The organism is Streptomyces sp. NPDC051286, from assembly GCF_044455345.1.
GTDB lineage: Bacteria > Actinomycetota > Actinomycetes > Streptomycetales > Streptomycetaceae > Streptomyces.
On record NZ_JBITER010000034.1, the window covers coordinates 40,603 to 64,225 of the forward strand.

23 protein-coding genes and 7 pseudogenes are annotated in these 23,623 nt (G+C 68.3%); 21 read left to right on the top strand and 9 right to left on the bottom strand.

The features are described from left to right. The first annotated feature begins 660 nt into the window (after window positions 1-660). From ACIBB8_RS27745 to ACIBB8_RS27760, 4 genes are all read left to right on the top strand, one after another. The gene (locus ACIBB8_RS27745; RefSeq protein ID WP_398956616.1) at window positions 661-864 is read left to right on the top strand and encodes a hypothetical protein; all 204 of its coding nucleotides are present in this window, start codon (window positions 661-663) and stop codon (window positions 862-864) included. 245 nt (window positions 865-1,109) lie between these two features. Further along, on the top strand, window positions 1,110-1,301 hold the full coding sequence (locus ACIBB8_RS27750; RefSeq protein ID WP_398956617.1) for a Tn3 family transposase: 192 nt from the start codon (window positions 1,110-1,112) through the stop codon (window positions 1,299-1,301). A gap of 260 nt (window positions 1,302-1,561) precedes the next feature. Beyond that, window positions 1,562-2,206 carry an ArsR/SmtB family transcription factor gene (locus ACIBB8_RS27755; protein WP_398956618.1) on the top strand — a complete coding sequence of 215 codons (645 nt, stop codon included), beginning with the start codon at window positions 1,562-1,564 and terminating at the stop codon, window positions 2,204-2,206. Beyond that, the gene (locus ACIBB8_RS27760; protein WP_398956620.1) at window positions 2,203-3,576 is read left to right on the top strand and encodes an MFS transporter; all 1,374 of its coding nucleotides are present in this window, start codon (window positions 2,203-2,205) and stop codon (window positions 3,574-3,576) included. The genes ACIBB8_RS27755 and ACIBB8_RS27760 overlap by 4 nt, the downstream gene beginning before the upstream one ends. Window positions 3,577-3,875: 299 nt before the next feature. Here ACIBB8_RS27760 and ACIBB8_RS27765 read toward each other — a convergent pair whose 3' ends face one another. Continuing rightward, the gene (locus tag ACIBB8_RS27765; RefSeq protein WP_398956621.1) at window positions 3,876-4,001 is read right to left on the bottom strand and encodes a hypothetical protein; all 126 of its coding nucleotides are present in this window, start codon (window positions 3,999-4,001) and stop codon (window positions 3,876-3,878) included. 830 nt (window positions 4,002-4,831) lie between these two features. Here ACIBB8_RS27765 and ACIBB8_RS27770 point away from each other — a divergent pair. The 3 genes and pseudogenes from ACIBB8_RS27770 to ACIBB8_RS27780 form a co-directional block, all read left to right on the top strand. Beyond that, window positions 4,832-5,323 (top strand): annotated as a pseudogene (locus tag ACIBB8_RS27770) (IS110 family transposase); the annotation flags it as partial. 13 nt (window positions 5,324-5,336) lie between these two features. Next, entirely contained in the window at window positions 5,337-5,615 is a 279-nt protein-coding gene (locus ACIBB8_RS27775; RefSeq protein WP_398956622.1) for a hypothetical protein, read from the top strand. 50 nt (window positions 5,616-5,665) lie between these two features. Then, window positions 5,666-5,857, top strand: a pseudogene (locus tag ACIBB8_RS27780) (transposase); the annotation flags it as partial. Window positions 5,858-5,891: 34 nt separating this feature from the next. Here ACIBB8_RS27780 and ACIBB8_RS27785 read toward each other — a convergent pair. Further along, entirely contained in the window at window positions 5,892-6,077 is a 186-nt protein-coding gene (locus tag ACIBB8_RS27785; protein ID WP_398956661.1) for a hypothetical protein, read from the bottom strand. Window positions 6,078-6,226: 149 nt separating this feature from the next. Between ACIBB8_RS27785 and ACIBB8_RS27790 the strand changes: the two genes are divergently transcribed. The 3 genes from ACIBB8_RS27790 (at window position 6,227) to ACIBB8_RS27800 (ending at window position 10,077) form a co-directional block, all read left to right on the top strand. Continuing rightward, entirely contained in the window at window positions 6,227-7,114 is an 888-nt protein-coding gene (locus tag ACIBB8_RS27790; protein ID WP_398956623.1) for a hypothetical protein, read from the top strand. Window positions 7,115-7,597: 483 nt separating this feature from the next. Next, the gene (locus tag ACIBB8_RS27795; protein ID WP_398956625.1) at window positions 7,598-8,857 is read left to right on the top strand and encodes a ParA family protein; all 1,260 of its coding nucleotides are present in this window, start codon (window positions 7,598-7,600) and stop codon (window positions 8,855-8,857) included. Beyond that, entirely contained in the window at window positions 8,854-10,077 is a 1,224-nt protein-coding gene (locus ACIBB8_RS27800) for a ParB/RepB/Spo0J family partition protein (RefSeq protein WP_398956627.1), read from the top strand. Before ACIBB8_RS27795 ends, ACIBB8_RS27800 begins: the two co-directional genes overlap by 4 nt. 570 nt (window positions 10,078-10,647) lie before the next feature. Here ACIBB8_RS27800 and ACIBB8_RS27805 read toward each other — a convergent pair. Next, window positions 10,648-10,821, bottom strand: a pseudogene (locus ACIBB8_RS27805) (TrmB family transcriptional regulator); the annotation flags it as partial. Between the two features lie 314 nt (window positions 10,822-11,135). On the opposite strand from ACIBB8_RS27805, the pseudogene ACIBB8_RS27810 reads away from it, so the two are divergent. The 6 genes and pseudogenes from ACIBB8_RS27810 (at window position 11,136) to ACIBB8_RS27835 (ending at window position 16,257) form a co-directional block, all read left to right on the top strand. Next, window positions 11,136-11,563: pseudogene (locus ACIBB8_RS27810) on the top strand (Ohr family peroxiredoxin). A gap of 99 nt (window positions 11,564-11,662) precedes the next feature. Continuing rightward, window positions 11,663-11,878, top strand: coding sequence for a hypothetical protein (locus tag ACIBB8_RS27815; protein WP_398956629.1), 216 nt, complete (start codon window positions 11,663-11,665; stop codon window positions 11,876-11,878). A gap of 627 nt (window positions 11,879-12,505) precedes the next feature. Continuing rightward, window positions 12,506-12,952: a VOC family protein gene (locus tag ACIBB8_RS27820; protein ID WP_398956631.1), complete on the top strand. Its 447-nt coding sequence runs from the start codon at window positions 12,506-12,508 to the stop codon at window positions 12,950-12,952. A 108-nt stretch (window positions 12,953-13,060) separates the two neighbouring features. Continuing rightward, window positions 13,061-14,500 (top strand): dihydrolipoyl dehydrogenase family protein, encoded by a 1,440-nt coding sequence (locus tag ACIBB8_RS27825; RefSeq protein WP_398956633.1) that lies wholly within the window; start codon window positions 13,061-13,063, stop codon window positions 14,498-14,500. Next, entirely contained in the window at window positions 14,497-15,102 is a 606-nt protein-coding gene (locus tag ACIBB8_RS27830) for a GPP34 family phosphoprotein (protein ID WP_398956635.1), read from the top strand. Before ACIBB8_RS27825 ends, ACIBB8_RS27830 begins: the two co-directional genes overlap by 4 nt. Window positions 15,103-15,603: 501 nt before the next feature. Continuing rightward, window positions 15,604-16,257: an LLM class flavin-dependent oxidoreductase gene (locus ACIBB8_RS27835; RefSeq protein ID WP_398956637.1), complete on the top strand. Its 654-nt coding sequence runs from the start codon at window positions 15,604-15,606 to the stop codon at window positions 16,255-16,257. Between the two features lie 121 nt (window positions 16,258-16,378). On the opposite strand, the gene ACIBB8_RS27840 is transcribed toward ACIBB8_RS27835, so the two are convergent. The 3 genes and pseudogenes from ACIBB8_RS27840 to ACIBB8_RS27850 all read right to left on the bottom strand — a co-directional run. Continuing rightward, the gene (locus ACIBB8_RS27840; protein ID WP_366694680.1) at window positions 16,379-16,930 is read right to left on the bottom strand and encodes a hypothetical protein; all 552 of its coding nucleotides are present in this window, start codon (window positions 16,928-16,930) and stop codon (window positions 16,379-16,381) included. A 391-nt stretch (window positions 16,931-17,321) separates the two neighbouring features. Continuing rightward, window positions 17,322-17,767: pseudogene (locus tag ACIBB8_RS27845) on the bottom strand (MBL fold metallo-hydrolase); the annotation flags it as partial. Further along, window positions 17,764-18,973: pseudogene (locus tag ACIBB8_RS27850) on the bottom strand (glycoside hydrolase family 2 protein); the annotation flags it as partial. The pseudogenes ACIBB8_RS27845 and ACIBB8_RS27850, both read right to left, overlap by 4 nt. On the opposite strand from ACIBB8_RS27850, the pseudogene ACIBB8_RS27855 reads away from it, so the two are divergent. Next, a pseudogene (locus ACIBB8_RS27855) lies at window positions 18,974-19,419 on the top strand (cation transporter); the annotation flags it as partial. Further along, window positions 19,416-20,030 (top strand): methyltransferase family protein, encoded by a 615-nt coding sequence (locus ACIBB8_RS27860; RefSeq protein ID WP_398956639.1) that lies wholly within the window; start codon window positions 19,416-19,418, stop codon window positions 20,028-20,030. The pseudogene ACIBB8_RS27855 and the gene ACIBB8_RS27860, both read left to right, overlap by 4 nt. A gap of 29 nt (window positions 20,031-20,059) precedes the next feature. On the opposite strand, the gene ACIBB8_RS27865 is transcribed toward ACIBB8_RS27860, so the two are convergent. Further along, a complete protein-coding gene (locus ACIBB8_RS27865; protein WP_398956640.1) occupies window positions 20,060-20,251 on the bottom strand; it encodes a hypothetical protein in 192 nt (63 codons plus the stop codon). A 98-nt stretch (window positions 20,252-20,349) separates the two neighbouring features. Here ACIBB8_RS27865 and ACIBB8_RS27870 point away from each other — a divergent pair, with 98 nt between their 5' ends. Together ACIBB8_RS27870 and ACIBB8_RS27875 are read left to right on the top strand one after the other, a co-directional pair. After that, entirely contained in the window at window positions 20,350-20,622 is a 273-nt protein-coding gene (locus ACIBB8_RS27870) for an SHOCT domain-containing protein (RefSeq protein ID WP_398956642.1), read from the top strand. Further along, window positions 20,619-21,221 carry a sulfocyanin-like copper-binding protein gene (locus tag ACIBB8_RS27875; RefSeq protein WP_398956644.1) on the top strand — a complete coding sequence of 201 codons (603 nt, stop codon included), beginning with the start codon at window positions 20,619-20,621 and terminating at the stop codon, window positions 21,219-21,221. The genes ACIBB8_RS27870 and ACIBB8_RS27875 overlap by 4 nt, the downstream gene beginning before the upstream one ends. Window positions 21,222-21,471: 250 nt before the next feature. On the opposite strand, the gene ACIBB8_RS27880 is transcribed toward ACIBB8_RS27875, so the two are convergent. After that, the gene (locus ACIBB8_RS27880) at window positions 21,472-21,744 is read right to left on the bottom strand and encodes a transposase (RefSeq protein ID WP_398956646.1); all 273 of its coding nucleotides are present in this window, start codon (window positions 21,742-21,744) and stop codon (window positions 21,472-21,474) included. A gap of 183 nt (window positions 21,745-21,927) precedes the next feature. On the opposite strand from ACIBB8_RS27880, the gene ACIBB8_RS27885 reads away from it, so the two are divergent. Then, the gene (locus ACIBB8_RS27885) at window positions 21,928-22,536 is read left to right on the top strand and encodes a TetR/AcrR family transcriptional regulator (RefSeq protein ID WP_398956648.1); all 609 of its coding nucleotides are present in this window, start codon (window positions 21,928-21,930) and stop codon (window positions 22,534-22,536) included. Between the two features lie 24 nt (window positions 22,537-22,560). On the opposite strand, the gene ACIBB8_RS27890 is transcribed toward ACIBB8_RS27885, so the two are convergent. Then, complete coding sequence (locus ACIBB8_RS27890; protein ID WP_398956650.1) at window positions 22,561-23,325, bottom strand: SDR family NAD(P)-dependent oxidoreductase; 765 nt, start codon at window positions 23,323-23,325, stop codon at window positions 22,561-22,563. Window positions 23,326-23,623 lie beyond the last annotated feature (298 nt).

The following is a 23,623-nucleotide window of genomic DNA, read 5'->3' on the forward strand; positions in this document are numbered from 1 at the left end:
TGACCTGCACAAACACCAGGGACCGAAGCTCAGGGACCGAAAGGGACCCAGTCCCTTCGGTCCCGCGGTCAGCTCTGTTCAGCCCCTGAGGCCCCGCCGAAGGCACTGGAGGCTGCAGGGACTGTCTCTCCCGTGCGCGGTCAGAGACCAGGAGCCTGAACCTGTTCAGTCCCTGGCCTCGTTACGTGGGTGTGAGCGCACGAGTTTTCCTGCTGGGTGACATGTTCTCCGCAGACCGACCCATTGCCGGCTACCGGGCAGGAGTTGTCACCTGTCCCTTAGAGGTTTTTGCCGGAAGGTTTCTGCAGACTTGGAGGCTCCCCCGGGCAAGGGCACTTCCAACGTCAGCCGACCGTTGGACCATTCATGGCGACGGCTGCTTTGCGGGTATGCGCTCACGGGAGCCGAGGGTGTGAGGGATCATGAAGCGTGTACCCGGGTGAACGGCCCCTCACCGAAGATCTCGACGACTTCCTGTGTTCGCACCGGGGACTTCCTGCACTCGCGCCCCGTTATACACAACATGCCGCTGACGGTGATCGAGAAACTGCGAACATGTGGTGTGGACGCCCATGGAGCCAAGGCCAGGGCCGGCGGCATCGCCCGGAACGACGTGGCCGGACCCAGTGGCGGAGGCAGCCGCGGCAAGGACGGTCCGCGGTGCTGGGGAAGATCAAGGAAGCGCTGGGCAACGTGAGCCTGGAGACGATGCTCACCGAGATCGACAAGCTCCTGGCGGTGCGGGCAATCGGCCTGCCGCCGGACCTGTTCATCGACGTGGCGCGGTACGCCAGCGCCGGGAACACGACGTACTACCCGCTGGGCGAGACGGCGCCGGTCCACAAGGCGATGGGCGGTGACTAGGCGGAGGTCGTACACCGCTACGCGGCGATGCTGGAGGTCGGCCGCGCCCAGAAGAGCATCTTCGTGGCCCGCCATTTTCGGCTGCGCGACCTCCAGTGGGAGATCGAGGAGGCCTGAACGTCATGGAGTCCTCCAACGGCGCGAACTCTGTCATCGCCTAGCGTTGCCGAGGTGAGGCTGTCGCAGGTCAGGCCGTACGATCGCCTCCTCGTAGCTGCGGCGGCGCAGCGACACCGAGGATGCCGGTGCGCCGATCCGGTTGGCGAGGCAAGGGCGGGGAGATCTCTTCCAACCGCCGCGACGAGCAGGAGATGTTCGTGTTGTGCCTGCGGATCCTGCAATCGGCCCTGGTCTATGTGAACACCCTGATGCTCCAAGACGTCCTGGACGAACCGGAGTGGACGGACCTGCCCACCCCCGCCGACCGCGCGGCCTGACCCCGCTGTTCTGGTCCCACGTGCAACCGTACGGCGAGGTACACCTCGACATGGCCGCTCGCCTCAACCTCACCGCGGTCACGGTGCCCAGTTCCCGTACAGCGGGCGATGAGGTGTCGGCCGAGGAACGTGCGGACGCGTGAGACTGTCCGGTCCCGTCACCGACCGGCGCCGCCCCGCCCGGGCTACCAGCCAACTTCCCAAAAGAATTTCTGCAAAAATACCTTTGGAAAGTCTTCGAGGCGTTCTAGTCTCCCGTCATGGTCAGCGATGAGCAGAAACGCGTACTCGATCCCGAGCAGGACGCAGCAGCCCTGAAGGCTCTCACACACCCTCTGCGTATCCGGCTGCTCGGGATGCTGCGACAGGACGGCCCGGCCACCGCGAGTGAACTCGCGGCCAGGACCAGGGAGTCATCCGCCTCCACCAGCTATCACCTGCGGGTTCTGGCGAAGTACGCGTTCGTCGCCGAGGCCCAGCCCCGTGACGGGCGGGAGCGCCGCTGGCAGGCGGTGCACGCCGTGACCTCCTGGAGCAGCAAGGCAATGGAAGCCACATCGGGCAGCCGCGCCTACGTCAGCTTGTCGCGCAAGGCCCAGATCCAGCACTTGGAGGCTTCTCTCGTCCGGCACGAGGCCGACATCGCCGACGGGCAGCTGGGCCAGGAGTGGGTGGAGCCTTCTGGCATCAGCGACCTGATACCCCGTCTGACACCCGAGTCGCTCACCGAACTCTGGGAGGTGCTCGACCGTAAGCTGGAGGAACTGACCACCCGCGATGCGGAAGACCCTCGCGCTGCGCAGGTCGTCCTCCTCGTTGCCGGGCTTCCCCTGGCTCCGCGCGACCCCGGCGCAGAACCGGACGCCTCTGTCCCTGCCGGGACAAAGGCCGAGGACGCGTCATGACCGGGCCGCTGGACATACGTACCGCACGCCGCCGCTACGTCACCGTCTGCGTTCTGTTCTGGCTGCCGCTGGGACTGACCATCGCTCCCCTGATCCTGCTGTTCACCGAACGTGGCATGGCTATGGCAGCCATCGCGGGTTTCTTCGCGGCACACTCCCTCACCGCCGCCGCACTGGAACTGCCCACCGGAGGACTGTCCGACGTCCTTGGACGCCGCGCGGTCCTGGCGGCCGCCGGCTTGCTGAACCTAACCGCCCTCACCCTTCAGGCCCTGGGCACCACCGGCTGGCTGCTCGCACTCGGCATGGTCCTGATGGGCGCGGGTCGTGCGCTGTCCAGCGGGCCGGCCGAAGCCTGGTACGTCGATACCGTCCACGCACACTCCGGCCCCGACGCCGAACTGCGCACCGGACTGGCCCGCGGCACCTCCGCAACATCCGCCGCACTCGCAACCGGCACCCTGCTCGGCGGCACCCTTCCCTGGCTGCTCGCGCTCGGACCCGACCTCGGCGCCCGACTGAGCGAAGCAACCTCCGGACTGGTACTGCCCCTTTCCACCCCTCTGCTCCTGGGCGCAGCGGTCGAGATCGCCTTCGTGCTGTACGTCCTGACGGCCCTGCAGGAGGCGCCCCGGCCGAAGGTCACCCTGCGCGACGTGCTCCGAGGCATCCCGGCCACAGTCGCGGGCGGACTGCGCCTGGGCGGCCGCGACGTGCTGGTCCGCCAGATCCTCCTCAGCGCAGCGGCCGCCGGCAGCGCCCTGGCCGTGATCGAACTGCTCACGCCAGGCCGTGCCGCGGCCCTCACGGGCGCACCGGAGTCAGGCGCGGTGCTCTACGCCGCACTCGCCTGTGCCGGATTCATCTGCTCCGGCATCGGCAGCCACCTCTCACCGCTGACCGCCCGGATCGCGGGTAGCGGCGAGCGCGCAGTCATGGTGAGCCTCGGCGCGAGCGCGAGCGGCCTGCTTCTGCTCGGCGCCACCACAGTGTCCACGGGAGTGGGCTCCATGGTCCTCGCGGCCATTGGCTACGGCCTGGTCTACCTCGGGCTCGGCGCGGCGGGACCGAGCGAGAACGAGATCCTGCACCGCCGTGTCGCAAGTTCGGGGCGGGCCACCGCGCTGTCCGTCCAGTCTCTCGCCCTGCAACTGATGGGAGCTCTAACCGGCTTGATCATCGGTGTCCTTCCGCCAGGCCCGCTGCCCTGGATGTTGGGAGGCACCGTGCTGCTTGCAGGAGCCCTCCTGTGGAATCACCGCAGCCGGCCCACACCCCCCGCTCCGGCGGCAACGCCTCAGCCACACACTGCGTCGTCCTCCCCCAGCACCGCCGGCTCCGACCCCCATCAGCAACACGTCGATCAGTAGCACCGGGACCAACAACCCGAAGACCCCACCCCAGCCGCCGCCCGATCCCCCGCAAGAAGCCGCAGAAGACATCCAGTCGCTCCTGGCCCTGGAGCTCCCGCAGATCGACATCGAAGTCGATCTCCTCCACCGCCCAGAACCGCCAGCACATCGGCAGCTGGTCAGACCCTCAGTTCTGCGAACTCAGCGTCAGCTGGGCGAGACAGAACTGCTTCCGTTCGAGGCAACGGCGGTACCGTCTCGCCTTCGGAGTACTGAAAAACCCAGCCGCTCACGCTGACGACATTCAAAACCTCCTGTCAGTCCTCCACCGAGGTGTCAGGAACGACCACGTTCGGCAGCGACCCCATCAAGTCCGGGTTGAAGAAGCTCAGCGGATCGGTCTGCTCGATGGCACGGCCTCGTCCACGCTCAGGGCGGTCCATCTCCCCTCGTCGGCCGTTTGGACAGAACGAAGACCGAGTCACGTGTCGTAAGAACCATCCCAGGGCGCACCGAAGCTGAGTTGGTCCGGAGAGAACCCCTCCCAGCCGTCGGGCTCCTCGCTCTCGGGCGCCTTCGCCGGCCCGGCCGCGACCAACCGCCGACGGGATGCGGGACTGAGTTTGATGACCTGCGGCATCGAACTCGTGAAGCACGGAGTGCCAGCGACACGGCACTCGGCCCTTCTCATCGAGCGCTGCGAAGACACCGCTGACATGTGCGAAGAACTGCCCGCTGTCCCACCATCCGATGGTGGACGTACGGTGGTCGAGCTCTCTTCCTACTCCCCTGCCCAAGGGGAACGAGGGTTGACTGATCGGCGAGGCTATTACGGCGTAATAGGTGAAGACCTGCTGCTCCGAAGCGACGGCTGCTCCCTGTCCTCCTGCCGTCCCTGTCTCACGTCGACCCCAGACCTATTACGCCGTAATAGGTGAAGACCTGCTGCTCCGAAGCGACGGCTGCTCCCTGTCCTCCTGCCGTCCCTGTCTCACGTCGACCCCAGACCTATTACGTCGTAATAGGTCTGGGCCGATCCCCCACACTGCAACTCCGATGCCGGGCTCGCCGCCAAGCACTTCCAAACCCGTACCCGACACCCAGGTACGCGAGTGGCCTCCATCTGTGCCACCTCCTTGGGCCCACTCGACCGGGACGGCCCGCTGCTGAACATCGACATAGGCCGTGCCGTCGACTGCGCAGGGGACACTCAAGTGGCCAGCTCAAGCGCTCACGCGCCATGTGAAGCGCTCCTTACCTTGGCGGCGGGCGACTGACGAGGGAAGCTCGGGCGCCCGAGCTCTGGGCGGGGACGGATCCCGGCAAGGCCGCGCACCACTGCACGTTGATCGACACAGACGGGACGAAGGTGCTCTCGCGCCGCGTTCCCAACAACGAGGCTGAGCTGCTGGAGCTGATAGGCGACGTCCTTGCACTGACCGAGGACGACCGGGTGACCTGGGCAGCCGACCTGAACGCGGGCGGAGCCGTGCTGCTGATCGTTTTGCTCGCCAGTCACGGTCAACGGCTCCTCCATATCCCCGGCCGCACCGTTCACCATGCCTCCCGCAGCTATCGAGGCAACGGCAAGACCGATGCCAAAGACGCCTACGTCATCGCCGACCAGGCACGGATGCACCCAGTCCTGCAGCCTCTGCAGGACTGGGACGAGATCGCGGTGGATCTGAAGATCCTCACTGCCCGCCGCTACGTCCTCGCAGCCGACCGTACTCGTGCCATCAATCGATTGCGGGCCCAGCTGCTGGAGTACTTCCCCCTTGGAGCGGGCGTTCGACTACGCCGCCTCCAAGGCCGCCGTGATCATGCTGACCGGTTACCGGACGCCGGCTGCCCTGCGCCGGGTCGGCCCGAACCGGCTGGCGACCTGGTTGAAGAACCGCGAAGTCCGCGGCGCCCAGGCTCTGGCGGACGCGGCAGTTGCCGCTGCGCAGGCCCAGCACACAGGTGTCGCAGGGGAGGCCACGGCCGCGGCCGTGGCCAGCACCCTGGCCAAGACCGTGCTGGCGCTGAACGAGGAGATCGCCGGCATCGCCTGAAGATCGCGGACCGATTCCGTGAGCATCGCGACGCGGACGTGATCGTCAGCATGCCGGGCATGGGCCCGTTGCTGGGGGCGGAGTTCATCGCCTGCACCGGCGTGCACATGGACGCGTTCGGGGGTACGGGGCGCCTTGTTGGAGTCGCCGGTCTCGCACTGGGCCGGATCAGCGGGAACATGCGCCGACCACACCGCTACCATCGACGACTCCTGCGCGTGTTCTACCCATCCGCCCAGATCGCCGCCCGCTTCTGCCCCGGCGGACTGGCCCCAATCAGGCCGCAATGCCTACCTCCGCTTCATCGCCGAAGATCCCTACGTGGTCGAAGTCCAGGACGGGACCAGCACTCAGATCGTCGTCTCGGTGCCTCTCGACATGGGCGAGCAGTGAATAGCCGAGTCCAGGGAGCGTCTCGCGGCGGCCCGAGCCGTTCTTGGTGTTGGTACAGAGGATCACCATGAGGCACTTCCCTGACCGCGAGCTGGGCCTACAGCACCTACTCCGGTTGTTTGACAACGATGATTGGGAATCAGTCACCTCACTCCCCCGTCCCCCCGAAGCCGATTCACAGTCTGTGAAACAAGGTTCGTTGGGGGCAGGATGTCGATATGACGAAGCGTGCGCGGAGTGCGAGCCGCCCCACGAAACCGCTGCTCAAAGCGCCGATGCGGATCGGCTCCCTCGATGCTCCAGCCGTCGTTGGTGAACTGCGCCAGATGCACGAGGACGCTGAAGACCCAGACGTGGAACGGATGCCTGCCGATGACGAATTGTTCGGTGCGCTGCTGTACGCGGAGAAGCACGTTCAGGCGCTGCGGAGGCAACCGCCTGAAGTCCAGCGTGCTGCGGCGCTGAAGCGCGTGCAGCTGTGGGAGTACCTGCGTGAGCAGACTGAGGTCCACCAGGTGCGTGCGGTGGACGACGCCCGCCGAGCGGGTGCCCAGTGGATCGAGTTGGCTCCGGTGATGGCGGTGGGCGCACCGAGCGGTGCCTACAACAAGGCGAAGCGACTGAAGGCCGTCGAGCTCATCGACGAGACTCCCCAGTCGCTCCCCGTCCGCCGGACGCCTGAGGCTGTTCTCAAAGCTGAGCGGCGGCTTGTCCTGGAGCAGGCCGCCGAACGCCGTGCACGGGAAGCGGCAATGCGACGGCACGAGCTCCTGGTGCCGGTTGCCACTCGGCTGCTGGAGCAGCGCGAGTTCATGCAGCGGGACGACGATGTCGACTACTGGCTGGAGGAGATCGAGGCGGTACTCCCCTACTGTCAGACGCCGCTGCAAATGGTCAGCCTCAGTCGCTATCTCGATGCCGCCCTGCGGGCTCTCTCCAAAGTGGAGAAGCGGACCGCCCGTCCCGTCGGACTTACCGATGAGGCTCGGCTGGCTCTGGCCGCGGCGGTGGAACTCCAACACGGGGAGGGCGGCGCGCGCCATGAACCCGGTTCCACCGACTCTGTGGTGTCGAGCGTGTCGGGTGTGTCGGGCGCGTGCACGTGACTGCGCCAGCCCGCGGGATGGTTGGTTCCGGCTGCCCCTCCTCTCTCTGCGCTCTGCCTATTACGCCGTAATAGGCAGAGCGCAGGAACCAGGCCTGCGGAGCGATGGAGCGCGAGGCTTGATTCCGTGTCCGAGATGGTCTGTCGCACGGCATGGCCATACGGCAGAACGGCAGACCTATTACGCCGTAATAGGTCCGAGCGCTCGACATGGTCCAGCCTGGACACCCACGGGCAGTACGAGCGTGCTGCTGTGGGTCGGATGTCGGATGCGATCGGCGTCGTGAGTGGGGGAGCGGTAGCGAGCCACCAACCGGCGCCGACGGGCGGGATGGCTTCATACAGAGTGGGACCAACCCGGCCGACTGAACCCAGCCGACCTATTACGCCGTAATAGGTAGAGGAGGGCCTCTTCACAAGTCCAGGAAGAATTAACTAACGTGTCGAGGCAGCAAATGATCTAGGACGTTAGTAAGGTAGCGTCATGAGTATGCCAGCCACCTCCAGCGACCGGGTCAAGGTCGTCTCCAAACTGCCGGGATGGCTCCGGCAGAACCTCAAGGTCAGAACCGCTCAACTCGGCATCGAGATCCAGACCGCTGTCGAGCAGGGCATCGCCGCTTGGTGCGATCTCGCCTCCGCCACCGCCACGGTCGACACCGCTGGGGCCGAGTCCTTCTCCACCTTCTTGCCGCCGGGGCAGTGGGAGGAGTTCCGAACGATGGCGGAAGAACGGCGCGTTTCCCTCATCCAAGGTCTCGCCCGGTCCGTCCAATTGTGGCTCGACACGAATCCGGCGCCCGAGATCCAGCGTTCGGACATCACCCGCCGCATCGTCGTCTGCAACCAGAAGGGTGGCGTGGGCAAGACCGCCATCACCGCAGGAGTGGGGGAGGCCTTGTCGGAGGACCCCACCTGCTTGTACCCCGTGCGTGTGGCCAAGGCTCTGACCGCCGCTCTCCGGGCTGGTGACGGCCAGGCCGACGCAGCCGACAACGATCCACTCGACATCGAGAAGTTGCCCGGACACGGACTGCGGGTACTGCTCGTCGACTTCGACCCCCAGTGCCACCTCACCAACCAACTGGGTGCGGCACCACTCGCGATGAACGGCGACAGCCTCACCAATCACATGGCGGGCGACCCCAAGGGGGAGTTGCGAGACCTCATCGTCTCTGTCGACGAGGAGAACTTCGGAGGGCGGCTGCACCTGCTGCCCGCCTGCCATGATGCCTTCCTTCTGGATGTGCGCCTGTCCGCGGTGCGCGCTCGTGAGGCGGCCCTGGAGCGGGCCTTGATGCCGCTCGAAGCCGATTACGACGTCATCATCGTGGACTGCCCGCCCAGCCTGGGCCTCAGCATGGACGCGGCTGCCTACTACGGGCGTCGGCGCGAGAGCGAGGGACCGGGCCAGTCCGGAACCCTCATCGTTGTCCAGGCCGAGGACAGCTCCGCTGATGCCTACGACCTGTTGACGAACCAGATGGAAGATCTCCGTAACGACCTCGCCCTCGACATCGACTACCTGGGCATCGTCGTCAACCTCTACGACGGCCGACGTGGATACATCGCTACGTCGTCTCTGCAGGGATGGATCGACATAAAGGATCCGAGGGTCGTCGGCCTCATCAACGACCTCAAGGAGCAGAAGGAAGCCGTCCGTATGAAGAAGCCTCTGCTGAGTTACGCGCCCGCCTCACAGCAGGCCGTCGCCATGCGCGCATTGGCCCGGGAGATCTCATGAGCAAGGCCGACCAACTGGGAGCCGGACGTTTCGGAGGCAGCGCCCGGCCCGTCAGCGCTCGCCGAGCCGCGATCGGTGCCGCCACCGGTGTGCCGACCGAAGGCATGGCCCCGCCGACCCGACTCCCGGTCAAGCTCATCAGCCCCAACCCCGAGAACCCGCGTACCGCCCTGGGAGATCTGACCGAGCTCGTGGGCAGCCTCAAGGAACACGGCCAGAAGCAGGCCGTCACGGTCATGAACCGCGACGCCTACATCAAGGCCAATCCGGCGCGTGCAAGCGATCTGGAACCCGACACCACCCATGTGGTCGTGGACGGCAGCAGCCGACTGGCGGCCGCCCGCGAGGCGGGCCTCACCCATCTCAACGTCATGGTCGACGACGAGCAGGGGAGTGACGGCGACGCCATCCTTGAGTCCGCTCTTGTCGCCAACATTCATCGCCACGACCTCGACCCGTTGGACGAGGCTCGTGCACTGCAACGCCTGCTCGCCATTCACGGATCGCAGGTCAAGCTCGCCAAGCGGCTGCGGAAGTCGCAGGGTTGGGTGTCCCAGCGTCTCGCTCTCCTCAACCTGAGTCCCGAGCTCCAAGCTGCCGTCGGGGAAGAGCCCGTCGAACTTCTGCGTTCGGTCGCGAAGGTACCGCAGGACCGTCAGGAGGCCGTCCTCCAGGAGCTCAAGGCCGAGCGGGCGAGCAAAGAAGCCGAGCGGCGGATGTCGACGCCTGCACCGGTCGCCACACCGGCTGCACCGGTCCCAACGGCTGCGTCGGTCAAACCGATTGCGCCCTACGAAGAGACCGTGTCCCACGAAGAGACCGTGCCGACGGGCTCCGCCTCCGCCGCCTCCTTCGCCGCCTCCTCCCGGGCCGTCGACGCGGGGGAGGGGGAGGAGGCGGAAGACCATGGCGTCGTGCCCATTCGGCAGCCGCAGGCGATCGTTCCGCCGACCCGCACTCACCGGCGCGAGCCGCAGGACGGACCGGCCGAGCAGGCGGAGACCGTGCCCGACCCCCGGGCCGCCGACAGCTTGCCCGGCGACGCCGACCAGGACAAGGCTGAAGCGAAGACTGCTCGACGGCTTCCGTACGACGACGGTGCCCTCCTCGCGATGCACCTCATCCGGAAAATGAGTGACACCGAGTTCGACAGGATGTTGAACATCCTGAACAAGCATCAGAGCGAGCGGGTCGGGGCGCGGACGCCCACTGATCAGTGATCACTCATCAGTGATCGCTCGTCATTCATTGCTCATCGTTGATTGTTCATACCGCGCCTGCGGCTGACGCGAGCACCATCTCGTGCCGGCCGCAGGCGTTTTCGCCTGCCTGGGTGCCCATATCGGTTATATCCATCGATAACTTCCCTTGAATCGAACAGTTCGATTCTTCGCTCAGAACGATTCTCCCGAAAGTGGGTCCGGCGCCGACGGAGCGTTCTTCGCGCTCAAGGGGTTCTCCAGAGGCGCGAGTATGTGTCCTTCCTCGCTCCTTCAGGGCCAGGATGAATCCCACCGTCCCTGCTCCGGTTGTGCGGACGTGAGGTGCGACGCGCCCCGTCGAAGACGGCTCGCTCCACAGGAACACGTCCGAAGGCCTGGATCGTGCAGCATGCGACCGACCATTTCGGCGGGACGCTCTACCTCGACCACGTCGAGCTGGGGTCCCTAGCCACGAAGGAGCAGGTGGTGGACCGGTGGAGCACCGCCGGACTGGCGGCCGCCGCCAAGCAGCTTGGTTTTTGCTGCCATAACGGGCCGTAATAGTAGGGCGGTTACCTCGCAGCCGTCTCACAGCCAGCCGCGCCGGGCGGCCTGCCAGGCCAGCTGCATGCATGTCCCGGCGCCGGCACGCTCCATCAGGTTCTGGATGCGGCGCTGGACAGTTCTTCGGCTCGGGCCCATCTGTGAGGCGATCGCGTTGCCGGCGACGCTCGCGACCAGCAGGGACAGCAGCTTGCCGTCGGCCTGTGGCAGCGATGGATGCGTCTCGGTGTCGTCGGTGGCCAGGCCGCCCGTCTCCTAGAGGTGCAGGGGGACGGCGGCAAGACAGCTGGGACATGTCGCAACGGCGACAGAGGGCCTGCAACCTGCGGTGAGACTCCCACGGAAACACACCTGCGGCGACACACCCATGGACCCACGGAAACATTCATCACCATCTTGACGGGTGACGCGTATGACTGCCATGATGTAGTCACCACCTCAACCGGTGACACGAGGAGTGTTCCGGTCAGGAGGCCACGAAGTCCTTTCGACCCAGATGGGGAGCATCAGTCATGGCAGTCAGCTACACCGCCGTTGTCGACGTCGACGGAGAGGGCCGCAACGGCGGTCGCGTCCGCTCCTCCGACGGTCTGCTGGAGACCGGTCTCGCTCTCCCGAAGGAGCTCGGTGGCGCCGGCACCGCGACCAACCCCGAGCAGCTGCTGGCCGCTGCTGGGCCGCCTGCTTCCTCGGCGCCCTCCGCCGTGCCGCCACCCTGCGCAAGGTCCGGCTGACCAGCACCACCATCACGGCCGAGATCACCCTGACCCACGGCGACGACGGCGAGTTCTCCCTCTCGGCGGTTCTCAGCCCCGTCCTCGGCGGCGTCGACCAGGCCACCGCCGAGGAACTCGCCCACGCCGCCCACCAGATCTGCCCGTACTCCAAGGCCACGCGCGACAACATCCCCGTCACCATCAACGCCGGCACCGCTGCCTGAGCCGCCCCCTGACCGCGGGTCCCGTGCTCCCCTCCACGCCCCTCGCATGGGACCCGCTACCCCCTCAGCCACCCCCCGACCGAGGAGCGAGGGCAGGACATGACCTCCATGACGCACACACATGTACGGACCGCTGGGCATCTTCGCTCCGCCCCCGGCCGTATTCCCGCCGTTTCCCCCGTCTCCGGCGCGCAGCCGTCCCGGGGCGCGGCAAGCTCTGAGGAGCTTGACCTGCCTGCCGACACACAGGTGTGGAACTGGGCGGAGAGCGTGGTGTTCTCGGGTTACGGCCCGACGACCGCGAACTTCCTCTGACGGGCGGGCCGATGGGCCGGTACGAGCGGAGATCGCATGAAAAGGTCGGCTCGCACGGGTTCGTGCCGGGCCGACCGGGGCCACACGACGGGACCGTCGATGGTGCCATCCGTGACGCGCGAGGGTGCTTTCGACGGCGGTGGCCATCACGCTCTCACCCGCGGCGTCGGGGTGCACCGGCGCCGCGGGCGTCTCAGGGGCGAAGGTCTCGATTCACCGCTCGCCGGTCGGCTTGCCGAGGTCGTGTCCGACGGTCGGCGTGTACGTGTTCAGTCTTCTCAAGATCTGTCCTTCCGTGATCGGTCGAAGGTCTCCGCCCGGGGCGCGGCCGCAGCCGCATGGCACATCTGGTCAATGCCGTGGACTGTCGTGCGTGCACACCTGGTTGAGGGCGGAGCACCCGAGATTCACACGTATCCGAAGGCCGCCAGGTGCTGGTGGCCACGTAACGAATGGGTCAACGCGGACGAGCCGGATGGCTTAAGGGCCTGACATCGGGTCCTGGCCGGGACACACAGTCAGGTGACTGATGCGGGACATGTCGACCGCGGCCGACAGTGAGACCCGACGCGCACCGACCCACCCCATGACCGAACTATCGGAACCATCGAAAGCGAGATCACAGCCATGGACATGAAGCTCGAAGTCGTCATTCTGCCGGTGTCCGATGTGGACGGCGCCAAGGGCTTCTACGTGGAGCAGCTCGGCTGGCGCCTCGACGCCGACTTCCCGATCAACGACGGCTACCGGATCGTGCAGGTGACCCCGCCCGGCTCCGAGTGCTCGATCATCTTCGGCGAGGGCCTCACCCAGCAGGAGGCGGGCACGCTCCACGGCCTCCAGCTGACCGTCACCGACATCGTCAAGGCGCAGGAGGAGCTGAAGTCCCGCGGTGTGGAGGTCTCCGGCCCGTTCCGCGACGAGACCGGCGCCTTCCACCACGCCGGTGGCACCCACCGGGTGCCCGGTCTGCACCCCGAGCGGTCCAGCTACGGCACCTTCGCCGCCTTCAAGGACCTCGACGGCAACGAGTGGTTCCTCCAGGAAGTCACCGAGCGCGCCCCCGGCCGCTGAGGCCCGGTCCCGGCGCGACCGACCCCCTGCCGCGCCGGGACCGCCCACCCCGGAGGCCACGACACCCACCCGACACCATCCAATGGGCACCCGTTCACCGGAGGACACATGACGACCGAGAACATCCGCACATACGACGTCATAGTGATCGGCGCAGGACCGGTCGGCGAGAATGTTGCGGACCGCACCACCGCCGCGGGCCTGAGCACCGTCATCGTGGAGAGCGAACTGGCCGGCGGCGAATGCTCGTACTGGGCCTGCGAACCCAGTAAGGCACTGCTGCGCCCCGCCCTGCTCCGCGCCGACGCCATACACGTTCCCGGGCTCGACCCCGCCGTCAAGGGCCCGTTGGACGCAGAGGCCGTCCTCGCGCACCGCAACCGCATGTCCGCGGACTGGAAGGACGACGGCCAGGTCGAGTGGATCAAGTCGGTCGGCATCGACCTGCTGCGCGGCCACGGACGGCTGACGGGGGAGCGCGAGGTGTCCGTGGAGACCTCCGACGGCGACACCGTCCGCCTGCGCGCCCGACACGCCGTCGCCGTGTGCACCGGCAGCCGCGCGGCCCTGCCCCCGCTGCCCGGGATCGAGACCCTGCGGCCATGGACCAGCCGGGAGGCGACCAGCGCCCAGGCGGTGCCTGGGCGTCTGGTGATCGTCGGCGCCGGTGTGGTGGGCGTCGAGATGGCCACCGCCTGGCAGGCCCTGGGCAGCCGGGTGACCCTGCTCGCCCGGGAGGAGGGGCTCCTGCCGCGCATGGAGCCCTTCGCGGGCGAGCTGGTCAACGAGCGCCTGCGGGAGTCCGGTGCGGACGTACGGTTCAACACCTCGGTCGTCGCTGCGAAGCGGGGGTCCGACGGCGAGGTCCGGATCACCCTCTCGGACGGCGATGAACTCACCGCCGACGAGATCCTCTTCGCCACCGGCCGCGCCCCGCGCTCGGCGGACATCGGGCTCGACACCGTGGGACTGAGCCCAGGTGACTGGCTCGCCACCGATGACAGCCTGACCGTTACCGCCGTCCCCGGGAACTGGCTGTACGCCGTCGGCGACGTCAACCGCCGGGCACTCTTCACTCACCAGGGCAAGTACCAGGCGCGGATCGCCGGCGCCGTGATCGCCACCCGGGCCCGAGGCGAGGAGCTCGACACCGGCCGCTGGTCCGCGCATACCGGCACGGCCGACATCGAGGCCGTCCCGGGCGTCGTCTTCACCGACCCCGAGGTCGCCTCCGTGGGCCTGACCGTCCGTGAGGCAGAGCGCACCGGTCGCTCCGTCGAGGTCGTCGACTACGAGATCGGCCACCTCGCCGGCGCCCTCCAGTACCGTCCCGACTACCGGGGCAAGGCCCGGATCCTCATCGACCGGGACCGTGAGGTCGTCGTCGGCGCCACCTTCGTCGGACCGGGTGTCGGTGAACTGCTGTACTCGGCCACCGTCGCCATCACTGCGCAGGTGCCGGTCGAGCGTCTCTGGCACGCCGTACCAGCCTTCCCCACCATCAGTGAGGTGTGGCTGCGCCTGCTGGAGACGAGGCGGGACTCATGACCACCGCACAAGACCTCGCGCTCATCGCCCTGGGCCTGCCGCCCGACCGGACCGTGGAGCAGGGCGGCCTGTCCCTCGCGCTCGCGGGGGCCGAGGCGGTCGATCTCCTGGAGAGCGGGGCGCTGACCCTGGACGGCGACCGCATGGTGCCCGGCCCGCGGGTGGCGACAGGCGACCGTCTGCTGGACGAGGCCCTCGCCTCGCTCGTTCGGCGGGGGGAGCGGTACGAGACGGTCGAGGGCTGGCTGTGGCGGCGCGGCGGCGAACTCGCCGCGGCCTACGTCGAGGACCTGGAGAAGGCCGGGCTCGTCGCGCACCCTCGGGGGCATGTGTTCCGGCTGCGGTCCGCGCGGGCCGTACCGGCCGACTCGCCGGAACATGTCCGTGCCGAGGAACGCAGGGCGTCTGGAGAGCCCGTCCTCGCCGCTCTGCTGGCCGCTCTGGGGCTCGGGAACGAGCCGTCGCCGGCCGGTGAGAACCTCATCGGGGACGCGGTCACGACGGTACTGGCCGCTGTCGGCGGCGCGGTGACGGAGCTGGAGGCCGCACAGCTGCGACGGGACGTCGAAAGCGCCGCGTTCGACAACATGTGGCGGGGCTAGACCGCTCGGCGGACGCGCCCAGGACGTGCGTACAGACAGCATCACACGTGAGAGTGTTTGACAGCCGAACACATCGTTCCGGGTAGGTGGGATCACCACACATGTGAGTGAGGTGCTCGCACCTGCCTAACGGAAGAAGGAGGGTGTTGGCCGGAGCGGGCCATCGGGACCGTGCGGACGCCGTCGTGCGCAACGGTGTGCCGCATTCGGTTCTCGCCGTGGCGGTGGCTGCGTACGAGGCGAGGCGGGGGACTTTCTCCTGGTGTGGAGCCAGATGGTGCAGCACCTCGGCCGGCAACCAGCCGCCATGCGCGCGTTGCTGCTGGACGCCCTTCCCGGCCGGGACGGATCCGGGCTCCGGCTGGGCCTGGGCGGCCGGCGAGCGGCTCGATCCCTTCAACGCGAACGTCCTCCGGGTGCTCGTCCTGCTGCTCTCCCGCACGGGCCCCGACGAGGCGACGGCGTCGGCCCTGGGCGCCCTGGTCGACACCTGTCTGCCACGTGGTGCCGCGGCACGGGCCGCGCAGCCCGAAGGTCGCCGACGCCGCCGTGAACGCCCTGGGACGACTGGGGGACTCCGCCGCCCTGGCGGAACTGAGCCGGCCCGCGACCCGGACCGCTCACGGCGGTCTCGGCTCGCGGGGCACGGCAAGCGGCTGGACCGACCGGGACATCGAGACCTATCGCAGCGTCTGGCGCGGCGAGATCCCGCCCGGTTGTGACAGCCCGGTCGTGCCCGCCAGCACCCGTGAGGTGCTCCTGCTGTTCGGCGGTATGGCGCAGGCGTCGTTCGACCGGGTCGCCAGGGCGGGCCGGGGATACATCGGCCCGTCGGCGCCGCCGGTGGTCGTCGGGCCGGCCTTCGAGCGCGCACGGGCGGCCTGGAAGGACTCGGGACGCGCGGGCACGTATCTCGTCGCTCTCGCGTACGTCGCGCTGGGCGACGAGGACATCGGTCGTGCCAACGCCCACGACTACTACCGCCCGGCCGGACCGGACGGAGCCCGGGCGAAAGTTGCCGAGGTGAGCGGGGGAGCCGACGCCGTACGGGCGACGGTCAGGGCCTTCGCGCAGCTCGGCGCCGACGGACTCATGCTCAACCCGACCGTCGACGACCTCGACCAGGTAGCACGGCTGGCGGACCTGGTTCTGTAAGGAGGGCCCCTTGCCGCACGGCCCGGAGGTGCCTCACCCGTCCAGCGTGGAGGGCCGGGTTACACAGGGCTCGTACCGGCGTGCGGCCGGGGGACCATCGTCCGCGGGACGAACGCAGGCGTTAGCTCGCCCCACCCGGCTTCGCCAGGGTGTACATGACGGAACGCTGCTGCTTGTGGCGCTGGATACGTCCCTTGGCGACCAGGGACTCCAGGGTGTTCCGCACCACCTGGGGTGTGGGGTTGCGGTCCGGGTGCTTCTCCATGAGTTCGTCCCGCAGCTCCTTCGCCAGACGTGGCTCGTCGTAGTTGCCGAGCAGGTCCGCCAGGAGTTCACCGAGCAGTGGCTGGCGCGACTTCCCCTTCGCGCCGGCCTTCGCCGTGGTGCCCGCCGGAGCGGTCCTGACCGACGCCGAACGCCGCGAGGCGGCGGGTGTCCGCTTTGCCTTCGCGACGACGGGCTCGTCCTGCGCCTGCTCGGGCAGACGGGACGCGTCCGCGAAGCCCTCGTACCGCTCGGCGAGGTTCAGGATGTCCGCCAGGAGGGCTTCCTCCTGCTTCAACATCGTGATCTTCTCCGTCAGCTCCTGCTGTCGCCGACGGTTCTCCTCCAAGTCCGACGCGGCTTGTTCTACGTACCGCGATCGGAGCGTGGCGGCTGACTGGCTGGTCACAACCGTTCACTCCCTCGATATGGATGACGTTGCGCATGGTACCCATGCCGAAGGACCCGCGCGGATAAGTGTCAACGCCAGACGGTCGGTCGGGCATGTTCACTCTTCACGATAGGCGCCGACGTGCCTGCGCATGTAGGAAGTGCCGGCCTTTCTTCAACTCCCCGAGGCTCGACGAAGTCACCCGCACGAGGTTCCCCCCGGACATACTGCCCGGTAAGTGTTTCGTCGAACCGTCCGCCGACAGCCCTTCATGGACTGCGGTATGTCGGACGTTGCCGCGACCGGTACAACGACCGGTCCCGCCCGACCGATGCCCGAGTGGGCCGGTCAGGCGGTACCGGGTTCCGCCGTACGGGGGGTGCCGTCTCTTTTCGCGGGTGCGGATCCGTCACCTGGTGACATGTCGGCGGGCGGCCAGGGCGGGCTCCTTCGCCGAGCCGTGGTGCACAGTGGCCGGCAGCAGAATGCCCGCGTCCACACCCTCGATCACGGCCAGGGAGTCGAGAGCCCGCGCGCGGTCGTTGTGGAACATGTCGGGCTGCAGCCGCGGTCCGCTGGTCCGCGAGGTGGGGTGCGCGGACACCAGGGCGTTGCCGATGATCAGGATGCCGCTCCGGGGCAGGTGGTAGGCACAGTGGCCCTCAGTGTGTCCCGGTGTGTGCGCGGACACGGGCACACACCGGGCAGGTCCAGTGCTTCCGGCGCCGGGAAAGCCTGCGGCTCGCAGACGGGGACGTGGGTGGTGCCGCCGGCCCGGAGGGCGTGCACGGCCCACGGGAGCACACCGGGCCGCCATGCCTGCGTGAGGACCTGTCCGACGGACACCCGATTCAGCCGCGCACCGTGACCGGGGGAGTGTTGTACCCCTCGGCCCGCAGCCTCGGCCGGCCCGAGGCCAGGGAGGACGCGGGCCACGACAACGTCACCGTGCGCGTCTCACCGGGCAGCAGCCACAGGTAGTTGTCGTCGTAGAGCGTCGGCAGGACCCAGGCGCCGTCGTCGTCCAGCCGGGAGAGCCGGACCATCGCGGCGACCATGGAACCGCGGTTGCGGACCGTGGCGGTCACCGTCCGGCGGTCCCCGTCACGCGACACATGTGACAGGGTGGCCGACAGCCTGGCCTGCTGAACCCGGTTGAGGGCCTGCAGCGCCTCGGGGGCGCGGCAGCGCCAGTAGGTGTTGCGCGACAGCACATGTCCCCGGTCGTCCGTGAGGGTCAGCCGCAGCAGGTGCAGGTCGGGCAGGTCGTCCGTGGGCGCCGCGGTGAACGCCGCCGCGGAGGCCGCGGGGCCCACGTCGACGCGGGCCTGCCGGGTGCTCGCGATCCGGCGGTCGGACAGGTCGTACGTGTCGGCGGTGACCGTCGCGCCCGTCAGTGCGCCGCGTGTGTGGTTGACCGCGATGACCTGCCACTTCACCGGGTCGGCCTGGACGTGCAGGGGCTCGCAGGCGCTCCGGCAGCCGAAGTAGGCGCCGTTGACGTCGAAGTCGTAGTCGTAGGTGTACCAGACCGTGCTGTGCCAGGCCGGGTGGGACATCCACAGCATCAGTCCGCTGGCGTTGTCCCACAAGTTGGCGTTCCACGCCTCGAACATGGCCTGGAAGTTCTTGTAGTTGACGAACTGCGCCTTGCGGGTGAAGTCGTCGAGGTCGCGGGCCGTGCCGTGCCGAGGCGGGTCTCGATGGCGGCCTTGTAGTTCTGCGGTGCCTGGTTGCCCTGCTCGCTCCAGTCGTGGTGGTACCAGGCGCCGCCGATCGGCCACTCCGGCTCGTCGCCCACCACGGCGCGCACGCTCGCGGCGGTGGAGACCACGGGCATGCCGATCTCCGGCGCAGCAGTTCGTCCCAGCCCCAGTTTCCGCCGCGGACCAGCACCCGCACGCCGTTGACGCTGATCTTCAGCGGGTCGGGTTTGTTGCTGACGGTCCGCTCATCGCTCCAGGGGGAGCCGTCGTCGGACACCTGGATGGTGTACGTATTCGGATAGGCCCGCTCCCACAGCACCGCGACGCGGTCGAAGCGCCGGGCCGAGCCGAGGTCTTCGCGCTCGCCGCGTACGTCTCCGTCGACGCCGTCCGCGCGCTCACGGGCACCCGGGAGGCGGAGCGGTCGATCCCCGGCATCGTCATCGCCGCTCACTGGCGATCATGCCGTTCCTCTCCGCCGCCCAGCGCAAGGCCGGCCGGGAACTCGGCTCCGCCTCCGCGGTCGCCGACTCCAAGCAGACGCTCCTGTGCACGTACCTGTCGGCCGTGCTTCTGCTCGGCCTGGTCTTCAACGCCACCCTCGGCTGGTCCTGGGCCGACCCCATCGCCGCCCTGGTCATCGCCGCCATCGCCGTCAAGGAAGGCCGCGACGCCTGGCAGGGCAAGGGCTGCTGCGTACCCGCCACCGTGGCGGCCCCGTCAGTGGGGACCGAGGCGGACGCGTGCGGCTGCCGTCCGGGCTGTGGCTGCTGCACGAACGAATCGGAGAAGAAGCAGTGAACGGGTGGGCCTGGGCGGCACTCGCTCTCTACCTGGGATGGGCGGTCCTGGCCTTCGGCGTCCGCGCCGTTGTCCAGCGACGCCGTACGGGTGACGCGGGCTTCCGCGGCATCTCCGGCCGTCCCGGCGAAGCCTCCTGGTGGGCCGGTGTGCTGTTCGTGGCCGCCCTGCTCGCAGGGGTCGTTGCTCCGGTGGCCGCGCTCGCCGGACTGACCACCGTGAGCATGGCCGTTGTACAGGGAGCCGGACTGGTGGTCCCCCTCGCGGGGATGGCGGCGACCCTGGCCGCGCAGACGAACATGGGCGCCTCATGGCGCGTGAGCGTGGACGCGGCCGAACGCACCGAGCTGGTCACGGACGGGCTCTTCACCCACGTGCGCAATCCTGTGTTCACCGCCATGACGGTCACTGCGGTTGGCCTGGCCCTGATGGTGCCGAACGGGGTTTCCCTCCCTGCCCTAGCCGCACGGGTGACTGCGATCCAGCTCCAGGTGCGTGTCGTGGAAGAGCCGTATCTCCGCGTCCTGCACGGCCCCTCGTACGTGGCCTACACCGCCCGTGCCGGCCGATTCCTCCCCGGTATCGGCCGGTCTGCCGCCCACCTGCCGTAGCTCCTCGGCAACCACACAGCACGGGTCGGTCAGTCCTCATCGTCCTCGACGGAGTCCGGGTTCCGGAAGGGGCGCAGGCCCTGGCCGGGTCCGCTGGCCTTGATGGTGAACAGGTAGCGGCCCAGGAAGGCGGCCGGGGCCGACCTGTATCCGGACCACGGCCAGAGATTCGTGGGCTGGTCGTCGGCGAGGGCGGCCCCAATGGCCCCTTCTGAGGCCACCGGCCCTGCGCGAGGGTGGTGAGCAGGCAAGGCGTGGCGGCCTCCGCTGGCGCATTCTGGAGGTGGGGCTTGCCCACCGGCCGAGGAAGGTGATCGGCATGATGTGGTACGACGGCGGCTGGGGCGGCTGGTTCTTCATGGCCATCTTCATGGTGCTGTTCTGGGCGCTGGTGATTGCCGGGATCGTCGCGCTCGTCCGCTACCTCGCTGGCGGTCATCACGGCCACCAGGGCGGCCCGCTTCCCCCCTCCGGTGAGCCCGGGTGGGGAAGCAGGCGAGCGGAGGACCTGCTCGCCGAACGGTTCGCCCGCGGGGAGATCGACGGGGACGAGTACAAACGGCGCCTCGCACTGCTGCGGGAGCACCAGTGAGCGCGAACCGCCCGCACGGGATCTGGCTGGTTGCAGGGGCAGCCGCCGCACTGGTGCTGGGTATCGCGACCACACTGCTGTTCGCCGCCACCGGCGCCTTCCACGGCAGTGCGCCGGCAGCCTGGCGAGGGCCAGGGACGCAGTGCAGTGCGCCTGCCCTGAAAGGCCACGTGGTGGATGTGACCGTGGGGGACATGGGGCCGGGCATGATGGGCCGCCCCAACTGGCGTACCCCGGGCCCCGGCTGGCAGGGCATGGGCATGATGCGTCTAAGCGCCGCACCGAGCACAGTCCCGGCTGGCGTGGTGTCGCTGCGGGTCATCAACGTCGGCGCCCTCCCCCACGAAGTGGTCGTGCTGCCCCTGCCAGCGGGTCAGGCCGCGGGGGAACGCCCCACCGGTTCTGATGGGAAGGTCAATGAGGCGGGCAGCCTGGGTGAGGCTTCGCGCAGCTGCGGTGCGGATACCGGGAACGGCATCACGCCCGGCGCGATGGCCTGGACCACGGTGACGCTGCAGCCCGGCCGCTACGAGCTGGTCTGCAACTTGCCCGGCCACTACATGGCCGGCATGTACACGGAGCTGGACGTCACACGGTGACCACGGCAAGCACGCCTCGGCGATCTTCCGGGCCTTCGCCTTGTCGTACGACAGACCCGCCCGCTGCCGTACGGCGGCTCGCTGCCGCTCCGCCGTACGGTTCGCGGCTCTCGGCGCGGTGCCCTCCGGCAAGTCGACCATCGCGTCCGGACCCTCGTCCAACTTCGGGAAACGACCCATGCGCTGGTACGACTTCAGTGCCCTCCTAGGCCAGCAGATGCTCGTCAGGGCGGCGGCCCACTCGACCTCGTCATAGCTGGTGAACCTCCACTGGAACAGCTGTGCCGTGGCGTTGTAGCGGTCTTCGAAGGCTCGGAGCCGGTCCCCTGACCTGGGCAAGGTCGGTGAAGTCGTTTGGCGTGACGACCTTGCGCTGCACGACGGAGAAGAAGATCTCTACCTGGTTCAACCAAGAGGCGTGCACCGGGGTGTGGACCAGTACCGCGTTCGGGAACGCGGCGGTCAGCCGGTCGGCGGCCTTCTGCCCCCGGTGAGAGGAGCCGTTGTCGACGATCCAGAACACCCGCTTGGCGCTGGCGTACGGAGTAGGTGTCTGGGGCCGTCAGCGGGTTCGGCCGGTGTGTCCGGGCCACGCCGTGACACCGTCTGCAGGACCGTCCTTTCCCCTGTTGCCGCCCGCTGTGGCCGATCTCAGCAGGGCATCGAAGTACAGTGGACTGCGTAGTCCACTGTGGGGAGACGGATCATGCGTGGGGAACTGACAGCGAAGGGGAAGGCGACGCGGAGCCGGATCATCGAAGGGGCAGCGGCGGTGCTGCGGCAGAAGGGGGTGGCTTCGGTGACGCTGGACGACGTCATGGCGCGCACGCAGACCAGCAAGAGCCAGCTGTTCCACTACTTCCCGGCCGGCAAGGACGAACTGCTCCTCGCGGTGGCCCAGTTCGAGGCGGACCAGGTCCTGGAGGACCAGCAGCCCTATCTGGGTTGCCTGGACTCCTGGGAAGCCTGGGAACAGTGGCGGGACGTGGTGATCAAGCGTTACGAGGGACAAGGGGACGAGTGCCCGCTCGGGTCGCTGTTCCTTCAGATCGGGCGCTCGACCCCCGGGGCGCGCGCGATCGTGATCGAGTTGATGCGCCGCTGGCAGGAGAGCCTGGCCGTGGGCATCCGGTCGCTGCAGGAGACCGGCCGCCTTCCCGCCGACCTCGATGTCGACGCCAGGGCTGCCGCGCTGCTGGCCGCGATTCAAGGGGGCGTGTCGATCCTGCTGTCGACAGGCCAGTCCACCCACCTGCGCGCGGCTCTCGACCAGGGGATCACGGACCTGCGCCGCGTGGGCAGCGCGGTGCCGTGACCCCCGAACGGACGGCGTCTCGATTCAGCCGGCGATGACGGCGGCGGCAGTGCGGCCACCGTCGACGTCGAGCACGATGCCGTGCACGAAAGACGACTCGTCACTGGCGAGGTACACGGCAGCGCTCGCGATGGCATCCGGAGTCCCCATCCGGCCCGCGGGGGTGCCGTTCATCATGACCTCACCGGGATGGGTCTCCCCGGGGGCGGGTGTCTGCACCACGCCCGGGGAGATCGCGTTCACACGAACACCCAGCGGCCCGAACTCCGCCGCCCAGGCCCGCGTCAAGGTCTCCACGGCTCCCTTGGTGGAGCTGTAGAGAGCACCGACCGGAATACCCAGACGAGCGATCCACGAACCCAGATTGATGACTGCTCCGCTGCCCGCCTGCGCCATCGCGGGGGCGACGGCCGCGGTGAGGAAGAATGGCGCCTTCACGTTGACCCCGTAGACCTCGTCGAACGTCTTCTCATCGGTGGCTGCCGTGGTGTCTGCGGGGTAGATCCCCGCATTGTTGACCAAGATGTCGATACGGCCGCCGAGGACCCGCGTCGCCTCCCGCGCCAGCGACTGCGAGGCCGCCGCACTCCCGTCCAGAGCCGCCTGCACGAAGTCGGCGTGACCACCCAGCGCGCGGATGCCATCAACGACTTCCAGACCGCGCCCGGCACTGCGCCCGGTGACGACGACATGCGCCCCTTCGGCCGCGAACGCCTCCGCGATGGCCCGCCCGATGTTGCTGGTCGCTCCCGTCACCAGGGCGGTCTTTCTCTCAAGGCGCCTCGACATGGTCCACTCCGTTAGTTGGTTCTCCGCTACGAACCCGCGCGGCCGTTCCGCATGCCGCGTTCCGGCCGCTCGGGGCCCTGAAATTCAGGGTGGAGGCCCACTGTGCGCTGACATAATTGGACCTGCAAGTCCAGAATTTGGGCCGTTCTGACACCGCGCGTTCACCCAGCCCAAGCCTCGCCCGAACGGCGAGACTGAAGACCGACTCTGCTGCTCAATTCCGTGCGGCGTGACGGTGGGCGCGGGATGATCGTCCGTGCGGCCGTTGTCCCGTCGTGCGGCCGTGGGGGTGATGCGA